Here is an 18,899-nt window from a genome sequence, read left to right as displayed (position 1 = left end):
CCCCGCCGTATCGTGGGGACCATGCTCCGCCGTCTCGACCTGCGATCCGACGCGCTGCCCCGCCCCGCCGCACTCCGCGGGCTGATGCCGCGCGCCGAGCTGGATGTCGACGGCGCGCTCGCCGCCGTCCGGCCGCTGGTCGAGGCCGTGCGGGAGCGCGGTGCCGAGGCCGCGCTGGAGGCCACCGAGCGGTTCGACCGGGTCCGCCCGGAGACGGTCCGGGTCCCGGCGTCCGCGTTGGCCGGCGCGCTGCGCGACCTCGACCCCGCGGTGCGCGAGGCGCTGGAGACCGCGATCGAGCGGGCCCGGGTGGTGCACACCGACCAGCGCAGAGCGGACGTGGTGACCGGGGTGGTCCCCGGTGGCACGGTCACCGAGCGGTTCGTCCCGGTCCGCCGGGTGGGGCTCTACGCGCCCGGCGGTCTGGCGGTCTACCCGTCCAGCGTGGTCATGAACGTGGTCCCGGCGCAGGCCGCGGGCGTCGAGTCGCTGGTCGTGGCGTCACCCCCGCAGGCCGAGTTCGGCGGCCTGCCGCACCCGACGATCCTGGCCGCCGCCGCGCTGCTCGGCGTCGAGGAGGTGTGGGCGCTCGGCGGGGCACAGGCCGTCGCACTGCTCGCCCACGGCGGCACCGACACCGACGGCGGCGAGCTGGAACCCGTCGACATGGTCACCGGCCCGGGCAACGTCTACCTCACCGCGGCCAAGCGGATGCTGCGCGGCGTGGTGGGGATCGACGCCGAGGCGGGCACCACCGAGATCGCGATCCTGGCCGACGAGACGGCCGACGCCGGGCACGTCGCCGCCGACCTGATCTCGCAGGCCGAGCACGACCCGAACGCGGCATCCGTGCTGGTCACCGCGTCCGAGGAGCTCCTCGCCCTGGTCGAGGCCGAGCTGGAGACCCGGGTCGCGGCGACCAAGCATGCCGAGCGGGTCCGCACCGCGCTGACCGGGGCGCAGTCCGGCGTCATCCTGGTCCGTTCGATCGACGACGGGATCGCCGTGGTCGACGCCTACGCCGCCGAGCACCTGGAGATCCAGACCGCCGACGCGGCCGCGGTCGCGGCCCGGGTGCGCAACGCCGGCGCGATCTTCGTCGGCGCCTACTCGCCGGTGTCGCTGGGCGACTACTGCGCCGGGTCGAACCACGTGCTGCCCACCGGTGGCTGCGCCCGGCACTCCGGCGGCCTGTCGACCTCGACGTTCCTGCGCGGGGTGCACGTCGTCGATTACACGGCCGACGCGCTGCGCGAGGTCGCCGACCGGGTCGTCACCCTGGCGAACGCGGAGGACCTGCCCGCGCACGGTGAGGCCGTCACGGCCCGTTTCGAGGGGGGCGCATGAGTACGCCGGGGGAGAGCGTCCGGCTCGACGACCTGCCGCTGCGCGACGACCTGCGCGGCAAGAGCCCCTACGGGGCGCCGCAGCTCGACGTCGCCGTCCGGCTCAACACGAACGAGAACCCGTACCCGCCGCCCCCCGGGCTGGTCGCCGAGGTCGGCGCCGCCTGCGAGGAGGCGGCCCGCGAGCTGCACCGCTACCCCGACCGCGACGCCCTCGCCCTGCGCGCCGATCTCGCCGCCTACCTGGCCCGGCAGACCGGCGTGGCGCTGACCGAGCGGAACCTGTGGGCCGCGAACGGGTCGAACGAGATCCTCCAGCAGCTCCTGCAGGCCTTCGGCGGGCCGGGGCGCACCGCGCTCGGGTTCGTGCCCAGCTACTCGATGCACCCGATCATCTCCGCGGGCACGCAGACCGAGTTCGTCCCGGTGCCGCGCCGGGCGGACTTCTCGATCGACGTCGACGGGGCGGCGGCGGTGCTCGCGGACCGGGCGCCCGACATCACGTTCGTCACCAGCCCGAACAACCCGACCGGGCAGTCCATCGCTCCCGCCGACCTGGCCCGGCTGGTCGACGCGGCGCCCGGGCTGGTGATCGTCGACGAGGCCTACGCCGAGTTCGCCGAGGCCACCGGGCGGCCCAGCGCCACCACGCTGCTGGCGACGCACGGGCACAAGCTCGTCGTCTCCCGCACCATGAGCAAGGCGTTCGCCTTCGCCGGTGGGCGGCTCGGCTACCTCGCCGCGGCACCGGCGGTCGTCGACGCCCTCCAGCTGGTCCGGTTGCCCTACCACTTGTCGGTGCTGGCCCAGGCCTCGGCGCGGGCGGCGCTGCGGCACGCCGGTGCCACCCTCGGCTCGGTGGCGTTGCTGGCCGCCGAGCGGGACCGGGTCTCGGCGGAGCTGGCCGCCGCCGGCTACGACGTGGTCGGGTCGGATGCGAACTTCGTACTGTTCGGCCGGTTCACCGACGCCGGGCGGGCCTGGAAGGCCTTCCTCGACCAGGGTGTGCTGATCCGCGACGTCGGTGTCCCGGAGCGGCTGCGGGTCACGATCGGCACCCCCGAGGAGAACGACGTGTTCCTGCAGGTTGCAGGCGACCTCGCCATCAAGGAGCTCACATGACACGGGTGGGACGCGTCGAGCGCGTCACCAAGGAGACGTCGATCGTCGTCGAGATCGACCTCGACGGCACCGGGACCACCGACATCGACACCACGGTGCCGTTCTACGACCACATGCTGGACGCCTTCGGCAAGCACGGCTCGTTCGACCTGTCCGTGCGTGCCGAGGGCGACGTCGAGATCGACTCCCACCACACCGTCGAGGACGTCGCGATCGTGCTCGGCCAGGCGATCCGGCAGGCGCTGGGCGACAAGAAGGGCATCCGCCGCTTCGGCGACGCCTGGATCCCGATGGACGAGGCACTGGCGCACGCCGTCGTCGACGTGTCCGGGCGGCCCTACACGGTGTGCACCGGTGAGCCGGAGATGATGCGCGGCTTCGTCGTCGGCGGGCACTACCCGACCGTGCTGAACAAGCACGTGTTCGAGTCGCTGGCCTTCCACGGGCACCTGGCCCTGCACGTGCGGGTGCTGGACGGCCGGGACCCGCACCACATCACCGAGGCGGAGTTCAAGGCGGTCGCCCGCGCGCTGCGGGCGGCGACCGAGTCCGACCCGCGGGTCAGCGGGGTGCCCTCGACCAAGGGTGCGCTGTAGCGGGCGATCGGTGGGTGCCCGACGGCGACGGCACCGACCTCTGGCAAGCCGTGCTGTCCAGACTGCCCCCGCCGCAGTGACCAGCGCGGTCGGGGCGTCGGACGGTCACGCGCGCCGGCAGGAGATCAGCTCGGTCTCGGATCCGGTCGCGAGGTGCTTGTTGACGACGTAGGTCTGCCGGATGTGGCAGACGAGCGGGTCGCCCGAGCGAGCACCGGGGATCAGCTCGATCCGGTCGGAACGGACGAAGCCGGCCGACAGGGCGTCGGGGGGCCCGGGCGGGGACAGGCGTACCGACATGGTTCCGTCGGTCCCGTTGACGTACCTGACCCGGGCGGGGAACTCGCCCTCCCAGTGCTGTTCCCGGTTCAGCACGTACAGCACCACCAGCCCGGCGAGCACGACGGCGGCCGGGAGCACCAGGACGAGCAGGACGGTCCGTGATCGCGGCGGCCGGGCAGGCATGGCCCGTATCGTCCCGGCCCGCCCCGGTGCCGGACTCCGTAGCGGTACCGACACCGGGGCCCGGCAGCCGGGTCAGCCGGTCTCGACCGGGAGTGCGGCGTCGGCGGTCCACTCCGACAGGGACCCGTCGTAGACGGCGACCTCGGCCCCGCTGACGACGTACGCGGCGAACGCGGGCAGCGTCGCGGCGATCCCGCCGCCGCAGTAGGTCACCGCCCGGTCGGCACCGAGGATGCCGGCCTCCTGCAGCTTCGCCGCCAGCGCGTCGCGGTCGAGGAACCGCCCGGTGGCCGGGTCGAGCAGCTCGAACAGCGGCAGGTTGGCGCTGCCCGGGATCCGGCCGCGCCGGGAGTACGGGCTGATCTCCTGTTCGCCCCGGTAGGTGGCCGGGTCGAGGGCGTTGACCAGCACGCCGTCACCGCCGGCGCTGAGTCGACGGACCTCGTCGGTGGTCGCGAGCAGCTCGGGCCGCCAGCGCGGGGTGAACGTGGCCGCGGTCGGCGCGGGCTCACCGGACTCGGTCGGGTGCCCGGCGGCCGTCCACGCACCGAGACCGCCGTCGAGCACGGACACCGCGTCGTGCCCGAAGGCGCGCAGCAGCCACCACAGCCGGGTCGCCCAGGCGTTGCCCGCGGTGTCGTAGGCGACGACGTGGGTGCCTTCGCCGATGCCCAGCGCCCCGGCTGCGGCGGCGAACTGCTCCGAGGTCGGGACGGCGAGCGAGAACGGTGCCCCCGGGTCGGAGAACGCGTTGGGGATGTCGGCGAACACCGCGCCCGGGATGTGCGCGGTGCGGAAATCGTCGATGGCGGGTTCGACCTGGTAGGGCTCACCCTCGGCGGTGTTGGTCAGGCGGGTGGTGGCATCGACGACGAGGACGTCGGGCCCGGCGGCAGCGGCGAGGTCGTCCGCGGAGACGAGCGGGGGCAGGACGGGTGTCACGAGTGCTCCTTCGGTGTGCCGGCCCGCCGGTCCGCGCAGGTGCGTGGCCGGGTACCGGGCCGGTGCTGATGGTGTGCGGGGACGTTCTCCGGCGGCGCGGTCGCGGCGGTCGCGGCGTGCCGGCTCAGCGCGGACAGGCGGAGCCGGCGTGGACACGCATCAGGTCGACCCAGCGCCGCCGGGTGTGACCCGGGTGCCGGCACCGGCCGCGCCGCGGCGCGCGGCGGGAAGGCTGGAGGACGGCCACACGGCGAGGCTATGCCCTGCCGCGCAACACCCGCCAACCCGCGTGACGGCGTTCACGGACGGTCACCGACTCCGGTTCAGGAGACGCCCGCCTTCTCCTCGACCCGTTCCACCGAACCGACCAGCACCACGTAGGAGACGATGCCGGCCAGCGTCACCACGGTCATGTAGACGAACGCCGGGGCGAAGCTCGCGCCGTCCACCAGCAGGCCGATGACGATCGGTGTCGCGATCGACGACAGGTTGCCGATGAAGTTGAACATCCCACCGGTCAGTCCGATCAGCCGCTTTGGGGCCAGCGCGGAGACCAGCGACCAGGTGATCGACGCGAGCCCGTTGCCGAAGAAGGCGACCGACAGGAAGACGATCACCCAGGCCGTCGAGTCGGTGAAGTTCGCGCCGATCATCGCGGTGGTGAGCAGCAGACCGGTCACGATCGGTCCCTTGCGGGCGACCCCGAGCGATCGGCCGCGGCGGAGCAGGGCGTCGGACAGGAACCCGGAGAACAGCACGCCCACCAGGGCCGCGACGAACGGCAGTGCGGCCAGGAAGCCCGACTCGATGTAGTCCATCCCCCGGTAGTCCACCAGGTAGGTGGGGAACCAGGTGAGGAAGAACCACAGGGTCGAGGTCAGGCAGAACTGACCCAGGTAGATCCCCCAGAGCTTCCGGCGCCCGAGCACGGTCGACAGGTCGGCGCGGGTGATCCGGGCCCGCTCGGGCCGCTCGCGTTCCAGGTCGACCAGGCCGCCACCGGAGGAGATGAGCTCCAGCTCGGCGTCGTTCGCCCGGGAACCGCGCGGCTCCCGGTACCAGGCGTACCACGCCAGGCCCCACACGATGCCGATCAGACCGGTCACGATGAACACCCAGTGCCAGGTGAGCACGGCCTGCAGCCAGGACAGGAACGGCGTCAGCATCGCCAGGCCGATGAACTGGCCCGAGGTGTAGAAGCCGACGACGGAGCCGCGCTCCCGTTCCGGGAACCACGCCGTCGCCACCCGGTTGTTGATCGGGTAGGCGGGCGCCTCGAAGACCCCGACCAGCAGTCGCAGCGCGATCAGCGCGACGAAACCGCCGACCACTCCCATCAGCAGGGTGGCCAGCGACCAGAGGATCAGGCAGGCGGCGTACAGCACCCGGGGCGGGACCCGGTCGATCAGCCAGCCACCGGGGATCTGCAGGGCGGCGTAGGTCCAGCCGAAGGCCGACAGCAGCAGACCCTGCTGGGCGGGCGAGAGCTGCAGCTCCTCGGCGATCGCGGGCATCGCGATCGAGAGGTTGGCACGGTCCATGTAGTTGATGACGACGGTGACGAACAGCATCACCGCGATCGCCCACCTGGCCCGGGTGGCGGTGCGGGTCAGGCCGGCCCGGGACGACCCCGGTGTCGTCGTGGCGTCGGTCATGTCGCTCACCACTCGGCCACGGAGCCGTCGGCGTGCCGCCACACCGGGTTGCGCCACCGGTGCCCGACCTCGCTGCGCTGCCGCACGACCTCCTCGTCGACCTCGATGCCCAGACCGGGCCCGGACGGGATGGTGACGAAACCGTCGTCGTAGCGGAAGACCGAGGGATCGGCCACGTAGTCGAGCAGGTCGTTCGTGGTGTTGTAGTGGATGCCCAGGCTCTGCTCCTGGATGGTGGCGTTGTAGCAGCCCGCGTCGATCTGCAGGCACGCCGCGAGCGCGATCGGCCCGAGCGGGCAGTGCAGTGCCAGTGCCACGTCGTAGGCCTCGGCCAGGTGGGCGATCTTGCGCGCCTCGGTGATCCCGCCGCAGTGCGACGGGTCCGGCTGGATCACGTCGACCACCCCGGACGCGAGCACCTGCTTGACGTCCCAGCGGGAGTAGAGCCGCTCGCCGAGCGCGATCGGGATGGGGGAGTTGCGGAGCACGTCGGCGACCGCGTCCACGTGCTCGGACAGCACCGGCTCCTCGACGAACATCAGCCGGTACGGCTCCAGCTCGCGGAGCAGGACCTTCGCCATCGGCTTGTGCACCCGCCCGTGGAAGTCGACGCCGATCCGGACGTCCGGCCCGACCGCGTCGCGGACCGCGGCCACGTTCTCCAGGCAGCGGTCGATCTTGGCGAAGCTGTCCAGGTACTGCAGCTCCTCGGTGCCGTTCATCTTCACGGCCCGGAAGCCGCGGGCCACGACGTCCTTCGCGGCCTGTGCGGTCTGCGCGGGGCGGTCCCCGCCGATCCAGGAGTACACCTCGATCCGGTCGCGGACCCGGCCGCCGAGCAGCTCGTGCACCGGGACCCCGAACGACCGGCCGGTAATGTCCCACAGCGCCTGGTCGATCCCGGCGAGCGCGCTCATGTGGATGCCGCCGCCGCGGTAGAACCCGCCGCGGTACAGGACGGTCCAGATGTCCTCGATCTGCCGGGGATCGCGACCGACGAGGTAGTCGGCGAGCTCGGCGACACAGGCCCGGACGGACTCGGCGCGCCCCTCCAGGACGGGTTCGCCCCAGCCGACGGTGCCGTCGTCGGTCTCGATCCGGACGAACGCCCAGCGTGGCGGGACGGCGAACGTCGTCACTGACGTGATCTTCATGTGTTCCTCTTTCGCACTCAGCGGGTTGCGGCGACCAGGGTGCGCGCGCGGTCGCGGACCTGGACCGCGGTGTCTCCGGGGCGGTACAGGCAGGTGCCCAGCCCGGCGCCGGCCGCGCCGGCGGCCAGCCAGTCGGCGATGTCGGAGGCGTCCACGCCGCCGACCGGCAGCAGCGCGGTGCCGGCCGGCAGCACGGCGCGCCAGGCACGCAGTCCGGCGACGCCGACAGCGCCCGCCGGGAAGATCTTCAGCCGGTGGGCGCCCGCGGCCAGCGCGGTGAAGGCCTCGGACGGGGTGGCGACGCCCGGGTAGGACCTCAGGCCGAGCCGTACGGTCTCCTCGATGACGTCCGGGTCGGTGTTCGGGGAGACGACGATCCCGGCCCCGGCGTCGCGGGCCCGGACGACCTCGTCCGTGGTGAGGACCGTGCCGGCGCCCACCGGCACCGTGTCGCCGACGGCGTCCGCCAGCCGGGCGATGGAGGTGAACGGGTCCGGTGAGTTGAGCGGAACCTCGATCGCGTCGATCCCCTCCTCGACCAGCACGCGTGCGACGTCGACGACCTCGGGCGGGGTGATCCCGCGCAGGATCGCGATCAGTTCGGGCATCGGACCTCCTCGGTCGGGGTGAGCAGCCCGGCCGCGGCGGCGACCGACAGCAGGCCGCGGACGACGACGTCGTCGGGCACCTCCCGGACCCGCACCCCTCGGGTGGCGAGCGCGGTGCGGTAACGGCGGGACAGCCCGGGTGAGCCGCAGACGACGACCTCTCCGCCGTCCGGTGCGTACTCCGGGAGCAGCCCGGTGATCTCGTGGCCGATCAGGACGCCGGAGACGTAGTCGGGCAGTGCGGCGGGGGTGAGGTGCCCGTCGAGGACCAATGCCCGGGCGCCGAACAGGTCCACCATCAGGCCGCGGGACCCGGCCGCCGCGTCGAGCCCGCGCAGGAACGCGTCGTCGTCGCGGATGCGGTGGTCGTCGTGCGGGCCGTGACCGGCGGTCCGCCCCAGGATGCCGTGCGCCATCTCCAGCCCGAACAGCTCGCCGGTCAGGGTGGTGGTGAAACCGGTGACCGTGGAGCCGGTGACCCGGACCCATTTCGTGTGCGTGCCGGGGAGCAGGACGGTCCGCTCGGCGTTCAGGTGGGGGAGTTCGTCGAGGACCCCGAGCACCTGGGTCTCCTCTCCCCGCAGCACGTCGCCGGGACGCCCGCCGTCGGCTGCGACCCGCAGCCCGGGAACGACCCAGACCGCGGTGCCGGGGTGCGGGGCGCGGACCAGATCACCGGGTTCGGGGGCGAGCGCGGCGGGCGTCGTCCGGTAGCCGGCGTCGACCCAGCCCTGAGCGCTGCCGACCATGCCGCAGGCGAGGGCCGGCAGGTCCGGGCGTCCGGCGACCCAGTCGCCGCAGATGGTGCCGAAGGAGTCGGCGTAGGCGCGCGCCCGGGCCGAGGGGTCCGCCGGGTCGAGGTCGGCGGTGGTGTTCAGCAGACCGCCGACGGAGCTGCGGGTGTCGAGCACGCGTCCGGTGCGGTCGAGCAGCCAGGCGCGCTGGTTGGTCGTGCCCCAGTCGAGGGCGACGAGACCCGGCTCGGACGGGCGGTGGTCGGTCGTCGGCACGGCGGACACTCTGCGTACGGCATCCCGATAAAGCGAACACCATCCCGATATGTGCGACACTTCGCCGATGGACGGCACCGAACCCCCTCCCGGCACCCGGACCCTCGCCCGCGGGCTCGCCGTGCTCCGGGCGGTCGCCGCCGGTGCGGGTGACCTGCGTGCCGTCGTCGAGCACACCGGTCTCGGGCGCAGCACCGCGCACCGGCTCCTCCAGCTGCTGACGAGCGAGGGTTTCGTCCGCGGGGGAGGGGCGGCGCCGTACGGCCTCGGCCCGGCGCTGATCGAGCTCGGGTTCACCGCGCTGCACCGCAACCCGCTGCCGGTCGTGGCCCGGCCGGTGCTCGAAGAGCTGTCCGGGCGCGTGCTCGACACGGTCCATCTCGCGGTGGAGGACGGCGGTACCGCGCTCTATCTCGACAAGCTCCCCGGTTCCCGGGGCGCCGAGATGCGGTCCCGGGTCGGACACCGGATGCCGTTGACCCGCACCGGCATCGGCAAGGCGCTGCTGCTCGACACCCCGGACCGCTGGGAGGCGCTCTACGCGGCCGAGTCCGCCGTCGTACCGCAGGCGGCGCGGCTCCCGGAACCGGCGGCGTTCCGGGAGCGGATGAGCGGCTACGCCGAGCAGGACGCGGCGTTCGATCTCGAGGAGAACGAGCCGGGCATCCGGTGCGTCGCCTCCCCGGTCCGGGACGCCACCGGGCGGATCGCCGGTGCCGTCAGCGTGTCGGCGACCAGCCCGTACATGCCCGCCCGGCGGATGCGCGGGCTGGTGCCCGTGGTCCGGGCGGCGGCGGGCCGGATCTCGGCGGGCCTGGGCGGTCCCGGCCCGGCGGGCGGGCGCCCCCGGACCGGCCGGGGCGGCGGGCCTGCCGACTAGGCTGGGGGGCGTGGCACGGATCGTCGTCCTCGACTACGGCTCGGGAAATCTCCGCTCCGCCGAGCGGGCACTGGAACGCGTCGGTGCCGAGGTGACGGTGAGCTCCGACTACGACGCCGCGACCGAGGCCGACGGCCTGGTCGTCCCCGGGGTCGGTGCGTTCGCGGCCTGCATGCGCGGACTGCACGAGGTGCGCGGCCCCCAGATCATCGGCCGCCGGCTCGCCGGTGCCCGCCCGGTGCTCGGCATCTGCGTCGGGATGCAGGTGATGTTCGAGCGGGGCGTCGAGTTCGGCGAGGACACCGCGGGTTGCGGCGAGTGGCCGGGCACCGTCGAGCGGATCCAGGCCGACGTGCTGCCGCACATGGGATGGAACACCGTCCGGGCGCCGCAGGACAGCACCCTGTTCGCCGGTCTCGACGCCGACACCCGGTTCTACTTCGTGCACTCGTTCGGCGTCCGGCGCTGGGAGCTGGAGCCCTCGCACGCGATCGCGGCGCCGAAGGTCACCTGGACCCACCACGGCGAGGACGTGGTCGCCGCGGTGGAGAACGGCGCGCTCGCCGCGACCCAGTTCCACCCGGAGAAGTCCGGCGACGCCGGGGCCACGGTCCTCGAGAACTGGCTGAAGTCGGTCGCCTGACCCCGCTCCGGGCCCGGTCCGCGCGGTTCCGCGCCGTTCGCACGGGATCCGGTCCGGTGCGGACACGCCGGTCCCGTGCGAACGGGACGGCCCGCTCGGGTACCCGCGTCCGACGCCGCCCGACCGGGGCCGGGAGGTCGCTCGTAGGGTGGACCGGTGAGCTTCACGTTGCTTCCCGCGGTGGACGTGGCCGACGGCGCAGCCGTCCGGCTGGTACAGGGCGAAGCCGGTACCGAGACCGGCTACGGCGAGGCCCTGGAGGCCGCCCTGACCTGGCAGCGCGACGGCGCCGAGTGGATCCATCTGGTCGACCTGGACGCCGCGTTCGGCCGCGGCTCGAACGCTGAGCTGCTCGCCGAGGTGGTCGGCAGGCTCGACGTGAAGGTCGAGCTGTCCGGTGGCATCCGGGACGACGCGTCCCTCGACCGGGCGCTGTCCACCGGCGCCGCCCGGCTCAACCTGGGCACCGCCGCGCTGGAGCAGCCGCAGTGGTGCGCGAAGGTCCTCGCCGAGCACGGGGACCGGATCGCGATCGGGCTGGACGTCAAGCTGATCGACGGCAGGCGCCGGGTCGCCTCCCGCGGCTGGACCGCCGACGGGGGGGACCTGTGGGAGACCCTCGCCCGCCTCGACGCAGACGGCGCCGCCCGCTACGTCGTCACCGACGTGTCCAAGGACGGCACCCTCACCGGCCCGAACGTCGAGCTGCTCACCGAGGTCGCGAACGCCACGAGCGCCCCGGTCGTCGCCTCCGGCGGCATCTCCGAGGTGGCCGACCTGGTCCGGCTGGCCGAGGTCGCCGCGAGCGGGGTGAACATCGAGGGCTCGATCATCGGCAAGGCGCTCTACGCCGGCCGGTTCACGCTGCCCGAGGCCCTCGAGGCCGTGCGGAAGGTGGGTTGATGGGCGTCGCGGTCCGCGTCATCCCGTGCCTGGACGTCGACGCCGGGCGCGTCGTGAAGGGCGTCAACTTCAAGGAGCTGCGCGACGCGGGCGACCCGGTCGAGATGGCCAGGGTGTACGACGCCGAGGGCGCCGACGAGCTGACCTTCCTCGACGTCACGGCGTCGTCGGGGGAGCGCGCGACGATGATCGACGTGGTGCGGCGCACCGCGGAGCAGGTGTTCATCCCGCTGACCGTCGGCGGCGGCATCCGCACCCCGGACGACGTCGACCGGATGCTCCGCGCCGGTGCCGACAAGGTCGGGGTGAACACCGCCGCGATCGCCCGCCCCGAGCTGCTGCACGAGATGTCGCGCCGGTTCGGCTCGCAGTGCATCGTGCTCTCGGTCGACGCCCGGCGGGTCCCCGATGGCGAGAAGCCGCAGCCCTCGGGCTACGAGGTGACCACGCACGGCGGGCGCCGCTCCGCCGGGGTCGACGCGGTGGAGTGGGCGGCCCGCGGTCAGGAGCTGGGGGTCGGGGAGATCCTGCTGAACTCGATGGACGCCGACGGCACCCGCGCCGGTTTCGACCTGGAGATGATCGAGGCCGTCCGGAAGGTGGTGGACGTGCCGGTGATCGCCTCCGGCGGCGCCGGGTCGGTGGACCACTTCACCCCCGCGGTCCGGGCCGGTGCGGACGCGGTGCTCGCCGCGAGCGTCTTCCACTTCGGGCAGCTGAGGATCGGCGAGGTGAAGGACGCGATGCGGTCCGAGGGAGTGGAGGTCAGGTGAGCCTGTCCGAGCGCGTGCCGGTGAGCGACTCGAAGCTCGATCCGGCGATCGCGGCCCGGCTCAAGCGCGACGCCGACGGCCTGGTGTGCGCGGTCGTCCAGTCCCGGGCCGGTGAGGTGCTGATGGTCGGCTGGATGGACGACGAGGCCCTGTACCGGACGTTGACCACCGGTCGCGGCACCTACTGGTCGCGGTCCCGCCAGGAGTACTGGGTCAAGGGCGACACGTCCGGGCACGTCCAGCACGTGCACGAGGTCCGGCTGGACTGCGACGGGGATGCGCTGCTGGTGGTCGTGGACCAGGAGGGCCCGGCCTGCCACACGGGGACCAGGACCTGTTTCGACACCGACGTCCTGCTGGTCAGGGACGGCGCATGAGCACGACGTCCTGCTTGCCAGGGGCGGCGCATGAGCACGACGTCCTGCTTGCTCGTGCTCACCCGGTGGTCACCCAGCGGATCCCGGCGGTGATCAGCGTCCCGCCGGCCCGGACGACGGTGGCCTCGGTGACCGGCAGCCAGGGCAGCCGCAGCGGCAGCCGGGCCCAGCGCGGCAGCAGCCCGACCGACGCCGCGGCCAGCACCCCGTAGGGGACCCGGGCTGCGTGCGGCAGCGGCGGGTGCAGCAGCAGGAACCGGGCGGTGTCCCGGGCCTCGGGGGTGCCTGCCAGCTCGGGTCGGTAGTCGGCCAGCTGCTCGGCCAGTTCGGCGACGCTGCGCGGCGGGTCCGGTATCCCGAGCGCCCGGGCGACCCGGGCGGTGTCGGCGACGTAGCTGTCGCGGCCCGCCGCGTCGAGGGGGTCCCGCCCGTAGCGGTCGTGTGCGGCGAGGAAGCTGTCGATCTCCGCGACGTGCACCCAGCGCAGCAGGTGCGGATCGGACGCCGAGTAGCGGCGCCCGTCCGGGGCGACACCCTGCACCGTCGCGTGCACCCGTCTGATCCGCTCGATCACCCGCTGCGCCTCCAGGGCGGGGCCGAACGTGGTGGCGGCGAGGAAGTAGGAGGTGCGCTGCAGCCGTCCCCACGGGTCGCCGCGGAACCCGGAGTGCCCGGCGACACCGGCCATCGCGAGCGGGTGCAGCGACTGCAGCAGCAGCGCCCGGAGCCCGCCGACGAACATCGACGCGTCGCCGTGCACCCGGCGGACCGGGGCGTCCTCGGCGAACCAGCGCGGCCCCTGGGCACCGAGGATCCGGGCCCGCCTGGCGGAGCCCTCGTCTCCGGCGACCCGGGAGAAGACCGCCGCACCGGCCCGCGACCGCAGGGTCGCGAGCCGGTCGGTGACGGCCCCCGGGAGCCGTGGCGTGAGATCGACCATCCGTCCAGTGTGCGTGCCCGGCGCAGGTCCGGCCATGCGGATCAGGCGGCCACCTCGTCGCGGGTGCGGCCGCGGGTGAGCAGCAATGATCCGGCGACCACGATCGTGACGTTCGCGGCCAGTCCGACGAGCCCGGCCGGTACCCCGTAGAACGGGCCCCACCCGATCAGCGTCGCACCACCGGCGACGACGGCGCCCACGAGCATCCCCCAGAACGTCGGTCCGGCGCACATCCGCTTCCAGTACAGACCGAGGATGAACACCGGCGCCAGCTGGACGATCAGCTCGAACTTCAGCACGAAGATGCTGAACAGGGTCCCCGGCGGGTTCCAGGCGATCGCCAGCAGGCCGAACACCATCGCGACCCCGACCAGCTTGCCGACCACCACCTTGCGCCGATCGGAGGCGTCGGGGGCGATGTAGCGGCCGTAGAGGTCGCTCGACACCACCGAGGAGAACGCCAGCACCGCCGAGTCCGCGGTCGAGACGATCGCGCACACGATGCCACCGAACAGCAACACCATCAGCAGGTAGAACAGCACGTTGGTGGCGGCGACCTCGTTGGCGATGAGACCGACGAGCTGCTCGGACGCCGCGGTGTCCAGGCCGGGGAACAGCTGCAGGCCCGCGATGCCGACGACGAACACCACGCCGGTGGTGACCAGCGGCATCCACGCCATCAACGCGAGCGAGCGCTTGAGCGTCCGCTCGCTGCGGGCCGAGTACACGCGCTGGATCGCGTGCGGGTACACGGCGGCACCGAAACCGATCATGACGATCATCGCGAACCAGTTGACCGCGTCCGAGGTCTCCGGCACACCGACCAGCTCCGGTGAGGTCTCGGCCAGGTAGGTCGTCAGCGTCCCGAGCCCGCCGGTCAGGTACACCGCGCCGGCCAGCAGCGCACCGATACCGACGAGCATCGCGATGCCCTGCATGACGTCGGTCATCGCGATCGCCCGCATCCCGCCGGTCCACGAGTACGCCAGCATGACGACGATGAACCCGACCACGCCGACCTCGTAGGGGATCGTCTCCCCGGTCAGTCCCGCGATCCCGTGCCCCATCGCGACCAGCTGTTCGAGGACGTAGTTGCCGAGCCCCCACAGCATCAGCGCGATGGTCAGCAGGCTGAGCCGGGTGCTGCCGAACCGGTCGCGCACGAAGTCGGTCGGGGTGACGAAGCCCTTCTGCTTGGCGAGCACGTAGAGCCGCGGCGCGAAGAGCAGGTAGACCGCGATGACCGCGATCATGAACGGCACCGACTGCCACCAGAGGAAGCCCTCGCGGTAGGCCTGCGGCGGGTAACCGACGACCGAGTTGCCGCTGTACTGGGTGGCGTAGAGGGTGAAGAACAGGGTCACCATGCCCAGGCCGCCACCGGCGGTGAAGTAGCCGCGTGCGGTGCCGGTGCTGCCGCTGCGCCCGGCGTACCAGCCGATCCCCAGCATGATGACGGCGTAGGCGCAGAGGATCGCGATGCCGCTGGGACCGGCGAAGATCAGGTCGTTCACCGGCCCTCACCCGCCTTGCGGGCCGCGTCCGCCGCCGATTCGGCGGGTTCGGCGATGTTCCACCGCCGCATGCAGATCCAGGACACGAACCCGGCGAACGCCAGGGTGCTGGCGACCGAGATCGCGAACCAGAACGGCACTCCGAACACGAGTGGCTCGATCAACCCGGTCGGGTACCAGACCGGTGTCCCGGCGAGCACGATCACCAGCAGGACGGCGAACAGCCACGGTGACCGGACGGGTTCACGTTCCCCGGGCGGGGGCGTCGGTGCGGATCGGCGATGGTCCACGTCAGGTACTCCTCGGCGTCGTCGTCGGGGACTGGGTTGAGGGGGCAGGGTTCAGGGGGAAGGGTGTGCGTTGGTGACTGCGTCCCGGACGACCTCGCGGGCGGCCCGCAGGTGGGCGGTCATGACGGCGCGGGCCCAGTCGGCGTCGCCCGCCTCGATCGCCGCGACCAGGTCGCGGTGCTGGGCGAAGCTGCGGTCGAGCCGGTCGGGGGTGTAGCGCCGGATGGTGCTCTGCACGAGCGGTGCCTCGACGACGCGTGCGACGAGCTCCGGGAGCACCCGCCGACCGCCCGCGCGGTGCACCTCCCGGTGGAACTCCAGGTTGAGCCGGGTGATCGCGGGATAGTCGGGCGGCGTGCGCAGCGCCTCCATCCGGTCGCAGAGCGCGCGCAGGCGGTCGAGATCTGCGCGACCGGAGACGGCGGCACGGGCGGCGGCGTGCCCCTCGAGCACGACCCGCAGGTCGAACAGCTCGTCGAGGTCGTCGGCGTCCCACGCGACGACGACGGCGCCGCGCCGCGGGGCGATCTCGGCGAGGCCGTCGGCGGCGAGCCGGCGGATCGCCTCCCGGACCGGGGTCCTGCTGGTGCCCTGGGCGGCGGCGATCTCCTCCTCGCGCAGCCGGGATCCCGCGGTACGGACCCCGTCGAGGATCTCGGCCCGCAGCGTGGCGTGCACCCGGTCCGCCGCCTGCTCCCCGGCGTTCGGGACGTCGTCGTCCCCGGTCACGCGACCACCTCCATCGTGATTGTGCACAAAGTAAGGTGGCCGGTACCGACTTTTCAACCGTTGACGGCTGGATTACGGTGTGCAGGGGTAGAGATTGTGTACGAAAGTGTGGTGAGTAGCGCGGCAACCGCCAGCGCGAACCCGCCGAGCAGCCCGGTCAGGTCGGCGAACCCACGCAACGCCGCAGCGTTCCCGGCGCCGGCGATGCCCACCGCAGACGCGGTCGCCCACAGCCCGCCGGCGAACGGCACCGCGGTCCCGGTCCAGGCGGCGATCACGGCCACCGGTCCCGACCGGCCGACGGCGAGCGCGAGCACCCCGGCGACTCCGGCCGCGACCAGCACGGCCTGGACCGCCCCCACCACGACCCCGGTGAGCGAGGCCGACCCGGCCGCGTCGGCCAGGTGCAACAGCGCCGACAGCGTCCCGGCGGCGGCGCCGCCACCCGTGGTCGCACCCAGCAGCGGTCGTACCTGCTCCGGCACCGGCCCGGCCGTCACCGCCGCCGTCCACCAACGGTCCCGCGCGAACAGCGCGAACGCGGCGAGCAGGAAGAACCCCTGCCAGGCGAACCCGCCGTAGACCATCGGCGTGACCCAGCCGGCGAGTCCACCGCCCGGGGCGGCGGGGGTGAGCAGGGCGAGCGGGGCCACCACCGCGGCGGGCACCAGCAGCCCGGTCGCGATCCACGCCGGCAGCAGGACGACCACGGCCGGCGCACGTCGGGCCCACCGGGAGCCGAACACGGCGGCCAGCCCGGCCACGCACAGCGCGAGCAGCAGGGTGACGGTGTTGGCGGCCACCCAGGCGTCCTGCTGCAACAGGCCCGGGTCGTCGATCCCGACCGGGTTCCCGGTCAGCCAGGCGATCTTCAGGAACAGGTAGGGCAGCGTGCCCGCCGCGGCGGCGACGCCGAGGGCGCGCCGGACGGTGATCGTGTCGGTCATGCCGTCGAGCCTGCGCGGCACGCGCCCCGGGTGGATCCCGCCTGCGAGGGGATCGGCTCCCTCGCGGGAGGGAGCCCGCGCGGCGGTCGATCTGCCACGATCCTCGGGTGAGAGCTGGACGGGCCGCGCGTCGGGCACTGCACGTCCTGCTCGGCGCGGTGGTGCTGCTGCCCTACGCCGGGCTCGGCCTGCTGCTGGCCGGGATCGCCGATCAGGACTCCGGCGCCGGTCCGGTCGCAGCGGCCCTGCTGACCGTGCCCGCGGTGCTGGTCGGCGCGGGGGTGCTGGTGTTGCCGGGGGTGCGGGAGCTGGCGACGGTCGCCGCCCGCACGCTGCTCGACCCGGCACCGGGCGGGCTGCCCGACCCGGGGCCCGCACCGGGGGCCGCGGGGCGGCTGCGCGCCGCGGCGTGGCTGCTGACCTGCATCGCCTGCGGAGCGGTCGGGGCCGCGACAGTGCTCTTCGTCATCCCGCAGGCGGTCGGCCTGCTGCTCGCCCCCTGGCAGCCCCTCCCGGGCCTGCCGACGGGAGCGGCGGCCTGGTGGACGCCGGTCGCCGGCCTGGCGGTCCTGCCGGTCGCCGCCGTCGTCCCGGTGCTGCTGGGTGGCCTGCAGGCCCGGCTCGCACCGTGGTTCCTCGGCCCCACCCCGGCCGAGCGGCTCACCGCCGAGCTGGAACGCACCCGGCGGCGCGCCGACCGGCAGGCGGCTCAGGCCCGTCTGGCACGCGAGCTGCACGACTCGGTGGGGCACGCGCTGACCGTCACCACCCTGCAGGCCGGTGCCGCGGCGACCGTGCTGGAGACCGACCCGGCGTTCGTCCGGCGGGCCCTGGAGGCCATCGAGCGGACCGGTCGTGCCGCGCTCGACGACCTCGACCACGTCCTCGGCGTGCTCCGCGACAGCACCGACAGCACCGACGGCACCGACAGCACCGACGGCAGCGGGGGCCTGCGCACCCGCCCGGTGCACGATCTGGATGCGCTGGACGGCCTGCTCGCCGACACCCGGACCGCAGGGCTGGACCTGACCGCCGAGGTGGACGGCACCGCGGGGCTCCCGGCCACCGTGTCCCGGGAGCTGTACCGGGTGGCCCAAGAAGGCCTGACCAACGCCCTGCGCCACACCGGCCCGGGACCGGCGAGCCTGCGGCTGGCCCGCACCGGGGACGCGGTGGAGCTCCGGATCGTCAACCCGGTGGGTGACGCGCGGCCCGGTGGCCGGGCAGGGAGCGGGCTGGCCGGTGCCGCGGAGCGGATCACGCTGCTCGGCGGCACGTTCGCCGCCGGGCCCGACGACGGGTGGTGGGTGCTGCACGTGCGCCTGCCCACGAGCCGGGGAGGGACATGACGACCGGGGTGCTGCTGGTCGACGACGAGGAGCTGGTCCGCACCGGCCTGCGGGCCGTCATCGAGGCCGAGCCCGGTCTCGAGGTCCTCGGCGAGGCCGCTGACGGCGCCGAGGTCCCCGGCCTGGTCGGCCGGCTGCGGCCGGACGTCGTGCTGATGGACGTGCGGATGCCCGCGGTGGACGGCATCACCGCCACCCGCGAGCTGCTGCGCCGGCCGGACCCGCCGCGGGTGCTGGTGCTGACCACGTTCGGCCACGACCGCCACGTCTACGACGCGCTGCGCGCCGGGGCCACCGGCTTCCTGCTGAAGCGGACCCCGCCGCGGGACATCGTGCGGGCCGTGCACACCGTCGTGACGGGGGAGTCGTTGCTGTTCCCGGCCGCGGTCCGCGAGCTGGTCGCCGGTTTCGTGAGCGGCGGGGGCGACCGGCTCGCCGGTGCCGGTCTCACCGCCCGCGAGGGTGACGTGCTGCGGCTGGTGGCCAGGGGCCTGTCCAACGCCGAGATCGCCGCCGAACTCCACCTGGGCGTCGAGACGGTGAAGACGCACGTCGCCGGTGTGCTGGCGAAGACCGGTTCGCGGGACCGCACCCAGGCCGTCGTCGCCGCCTACGAGTCGGGCTTCGTCGACCCGCGGTTCCCGGCCGGGTAGCGG

21 protein-coding genes are annotated in these 18,899 nt (G+C 73.6%); 10 read left to right on the top strand and 11 right to left on the bottom strand.

What is annotated here, in order from left to right; all coding sequences use genetic code 11:
* The first annotated feature begins 21 nt into the window (after positions 1-21).
* The 3 genes from hisD to hisB are packed head-to-tail and all read left to right on the top strand — an operon-like array spanning position 22 to position 3,064.
* The gene (hisD, locus tag AB0J24_RS14965) at positions 22-1,347 is read left to right on the top strand and encodes a histidinol dehydrogenase (protein WP_358680984.1); all 1,326 of its coding nucleotides are present in this window, start codon (positions 22-24) and stop codon (positions 1,345-1,347) included.
* Positions 1,344-2,468, top strand: a complete 1,125-nt coding sequence (locus AB0J24_RS14960; protein WP_358680981.1) for a histidinol-phosphate transaminase — start codon at positions 1,344-1,346, stop codon at positions 2,466-2,468. The genes hisD and AB0J24_RS14960 overlap by 4 nt, the downstream gene beginning before the upstream one ends.
* The gene (gene hisB / locus AB0J24_RS14955; protein ID WP_358680978.1) at positions 2,465-3,064 is read left to right on the top strand and encodes an imidazoleglycerol-phosphate dehydratase HisB; all 600 of its coding nucleotides are present in this window, start codon (positions 2,465-2,467) and stop codon (positions 3,062-3,064) included. The genes AB0J24_RS14960 and hisB overlap by 4 nt, the downstream gene beginning before the upstream one ends.
* Before the next feature lie 105 nt (positions 3,065-3,169).
* Here the strand turns inward: hisB and AB0J24_RS14950 are convergent, their stop codons facing one another.
* From AB0J24_RS14950 to AB0J24_RS14925, 6 genes are all read right to left on the bottom strand, one after another.
* Complete coding sequence (locus tag AB0J24_RS14950) at positions 3,170-3,529, bottom strand: hypothetical protein (protein WP_358680976.1); 360 nt, start codon at positions 3,527-3,529, stop codon at positions 3,170-3,172.
* A 72-nt stretch (positions 3,530-3,601) separates the two neighbouring features.
* Positions 3,602-4,471 carry a rhodanese-like domain-containing protein gene (locus tag AB0J24_RS14945; RefSeq protein ID WP_358680973.1) on the bottom strand — a complete coding sequence of 290 codons (870 nt, stop codon included), beginning with the start codon at positions 4,469-4,471 and terminating at the stop codon, positions 3,602-3,604.
* 323 nt (positions 4,472-4,794) lie between these two features.
* Entirely contained in the window at positions 4,795-6,126 is a 1,332-nt protein-coding gene (locus tag AB0J24_RS14940; RefSeq protein WP_358680971.1) for an MFS transporter, read from the bottom strand.
* Positions 6,127-6,131: 5 nt separating this feature from the next.
* The gene (dgoD, locus tag AB0J24_RS14935) at positions 6,132-7,280 is read right to left on the bottom strand and encodes a galactonate dehydratase (protein ID WP_358680968.1); all 1,149 of its coding nucleotides are present in this window, start codon (positions 7,278-7,280) and stop codon (positions 6,132-6,134) included.
* 17 nt (positions 7,281-7,297) lie between these two features.
* Complete coding sequence (locus AB0J24_RS14930) at positions 7,298-7,888, bottom strand: 2-dehydro-3-deoxy-6-phosphogalactonate aldolase (protein ID WP_358680965.1); 591 nt, start codon at positions 7,886-7,888, stop codon at positions 7,298-7,300.
* Positions 7,876-8,898 carry a 2-dehydro-3-deoxygalactonokinase gene (locus tag AB0J24_RS14925; RefSeq protein WP_358680962.1) on the bottom strand — a complete coding sequence of 341 codons (1,023 nt, stop codon included), beginning with the start codon at positions 8,896-8,898 and terminating at the stop codon, positions 7,876-7,878. The genes AB0J24_RS14930 and AB0J24_RS14925 overlap by 13 nt, the downstream gene beginning before the upstream one ends.
* A 67-nt stretch (positions 8,899-8,965) precedes the next feature.
* Between AB0J24_RS14925 and AB0J24_RS14920 the strand changes: the two genes are divergently transcribed.
* From AB0J24_RS14920 to hisI, 5 genes are all read left to right on the top strand, one after another.
* The gene (locus tag AB0J24_RS14920; protein ID WP_358680959.1) at positions 8,966-9,778 is read left to right on the top strand and encodes an IclR family transcriptional regulator; all 813 of its coding nucleotides are present in this window, start codon (positions 8,966-8,968) and stop codon (positions 9,776-9,778) included.
* 10 nt (positions 9,779-9,788) lie between these two features.
* Positions 9,789-10,421, top strand: coding sequence for an imidazole glycerol phosphate synthase subunit HisH (gene hisH, locus AB0J24_RS14915; protein ID WP_358680956.1), 633 nt, complete (start codon positions 9,789-9,791; stop codon positions 10,419-10,421).
* Between the two features lie 156 nt (positions 10,422-10,577).
* A complete protein-coding gene (gene priA / locus AB0J24_RS14910; protein ID WP_358680953.1) occupies positions 10,578-11,324 on the top strand; it encodes a bifunctional 1-(5-phosphoribosyl)-5-((5-phosphoribosylamino)methylideneamino)imidazole-4-carboxamide isomerase/phosphoribosylanthranilate isomerase PriA in 747 nt (248 codons plus the stop codon).
* Positions 11,324-12,097: an imidazole glycerol phosphate synthase subunit HisF gene (gene hisF / locus AB0J24_RS14905; protein WP_358680950.1), complete on the top strand. Its 774-nt coding sequence runs from the start codon at positions 11,324-11,326 to the stop codon at positions 12,095-12,097. Before priA ends, hisF begins: the two co-directional genes overlap by 1 nt.
* Before the next feature lie 2 nt (positions 12,098-12,099).
* A complete protein-coding gene (hisI, locus tag AB0J24_RS14900) occupies positions 12,100-12,474 on the top strand; it encodes a phosphoribosyl-AMP cyclohydrolase (RefSeq protein WP_358681085.1) in 375 nt (124 codons plus the stop codon).
* 58 nt (positions 12,475-12,532) lie between these two features.
* Here the strand turns inward: hisI and AB0J24_RS14895 are convergent, their stop codons facing one another.
* Genes AB0J24_RS14895 through AB0J24_RS14875 form a run of 5 tightly spaced genes read right to left on the bottom strand, consistent with a single transcriptional unit; the run spans position 12,533 to position 16,894 of the window.
* A complete protein-coding gene (locus AB0J24_RS14895) occupies positions 12,533-13,414 on the bottom strand; it encodes an oxygenase MpaB family protein (protein ID WP_358680948.1) in 882 nt (293 codons plus the stop codon).
* Between the two features lie 41 nt (positions 13,415-13,455).
* The gene (locus AB0J24_RS14890; RefSeq protein WP_358680946.1) at positions 13,456-14,928 is read right to left on the bottom strand and encodes a sodium:solute symporter family protein; all 1,473 of its coding nucleotides are present in this window, start codon (positions 14,926-14,928) and stop codon (positions 13,456-13,458) included.
* Positions 14,925-15,218: a hypothetical protein gene (locus tag AB0J24_RS14885; RefSeq protein ID WP_358680943.1), complete on the bottom strand. Its 294-nt coding sequence runs from the start codon at positions 15,216-15,218 to the stop codon at positions 14,925-14,927. Before AB0J24_RS14885 ends, AB0J24_RS14890 begins: the two co-directional genes overlap by 4 nt.
* Positions 15,219-15,269: 51 nt before the next feature.
* Entirely contained in the window at positions 15,270-15,947 is a 678-nt protein-coding gene (locus AB0J24_RS14880) for a GntR family transcriptional regulator (protein WP_358680940.1), read from the bottom strand.
* Positions 15,948-16,000: 53 nt separating this feature from the next.
* Positions 16,001-16,894: a hypothetical protein gene (locus tag AB0J24_RS14875; protein WP_358680937.1), complete on the bottom strand. Its 894-nt coding sequence runs from the start codon at positions 16,892-16,894 to the stop codon at positions 16,001-16,003.
* Positions 16,895-17,001: 107 nt separating this feature from the next.
* On the opposite strand from AB0J24_RS14875, the gene AB0J24_RS14870 reads away from it, so the two are divergent.
* Together AB0J24_RS14870 and AB0J24_RS14865 are read left to right on the top strand one after the other, a co-directional pair.
* Positions 17,002-18,243, top strand: coding sequence for a histidine kinase (locus tag AB0J24_RS14870; protein WP_358680934.1), 1,242 nt, complete (start codon positions 17,002-17,004; stop codon positions 18,241-18,243).
* Entirely contained in the window at positions 18,240-18,896 is a 657-nt protein-coding gene (locus tag AB0J24_RS14865; protein WP_358680931.1) for a response regulator transcription factor, read from the top strand. Before AB0J24_RS14870 ends, AB0J24_RS14865 begins: the two co-directional genes overlap by 4 nt.
* Positions 18,897-18,899 lie beyond the last annotated feature (3 nt).

Source organism: Pseudonocardia sp. NPDC049635 (assembly GCF_040659795.1).
GTDB lineage: Bacteria > Actinomycetota > Actinomycetes > Mycobacteriales > Pseudonocardiaceae > Pseudonocardia.
The sequence above is the reverse complement of the archived record's forward strand: the minus strand, read 5'-3'. Positions and strand labels throughout refer to the sequence as shown.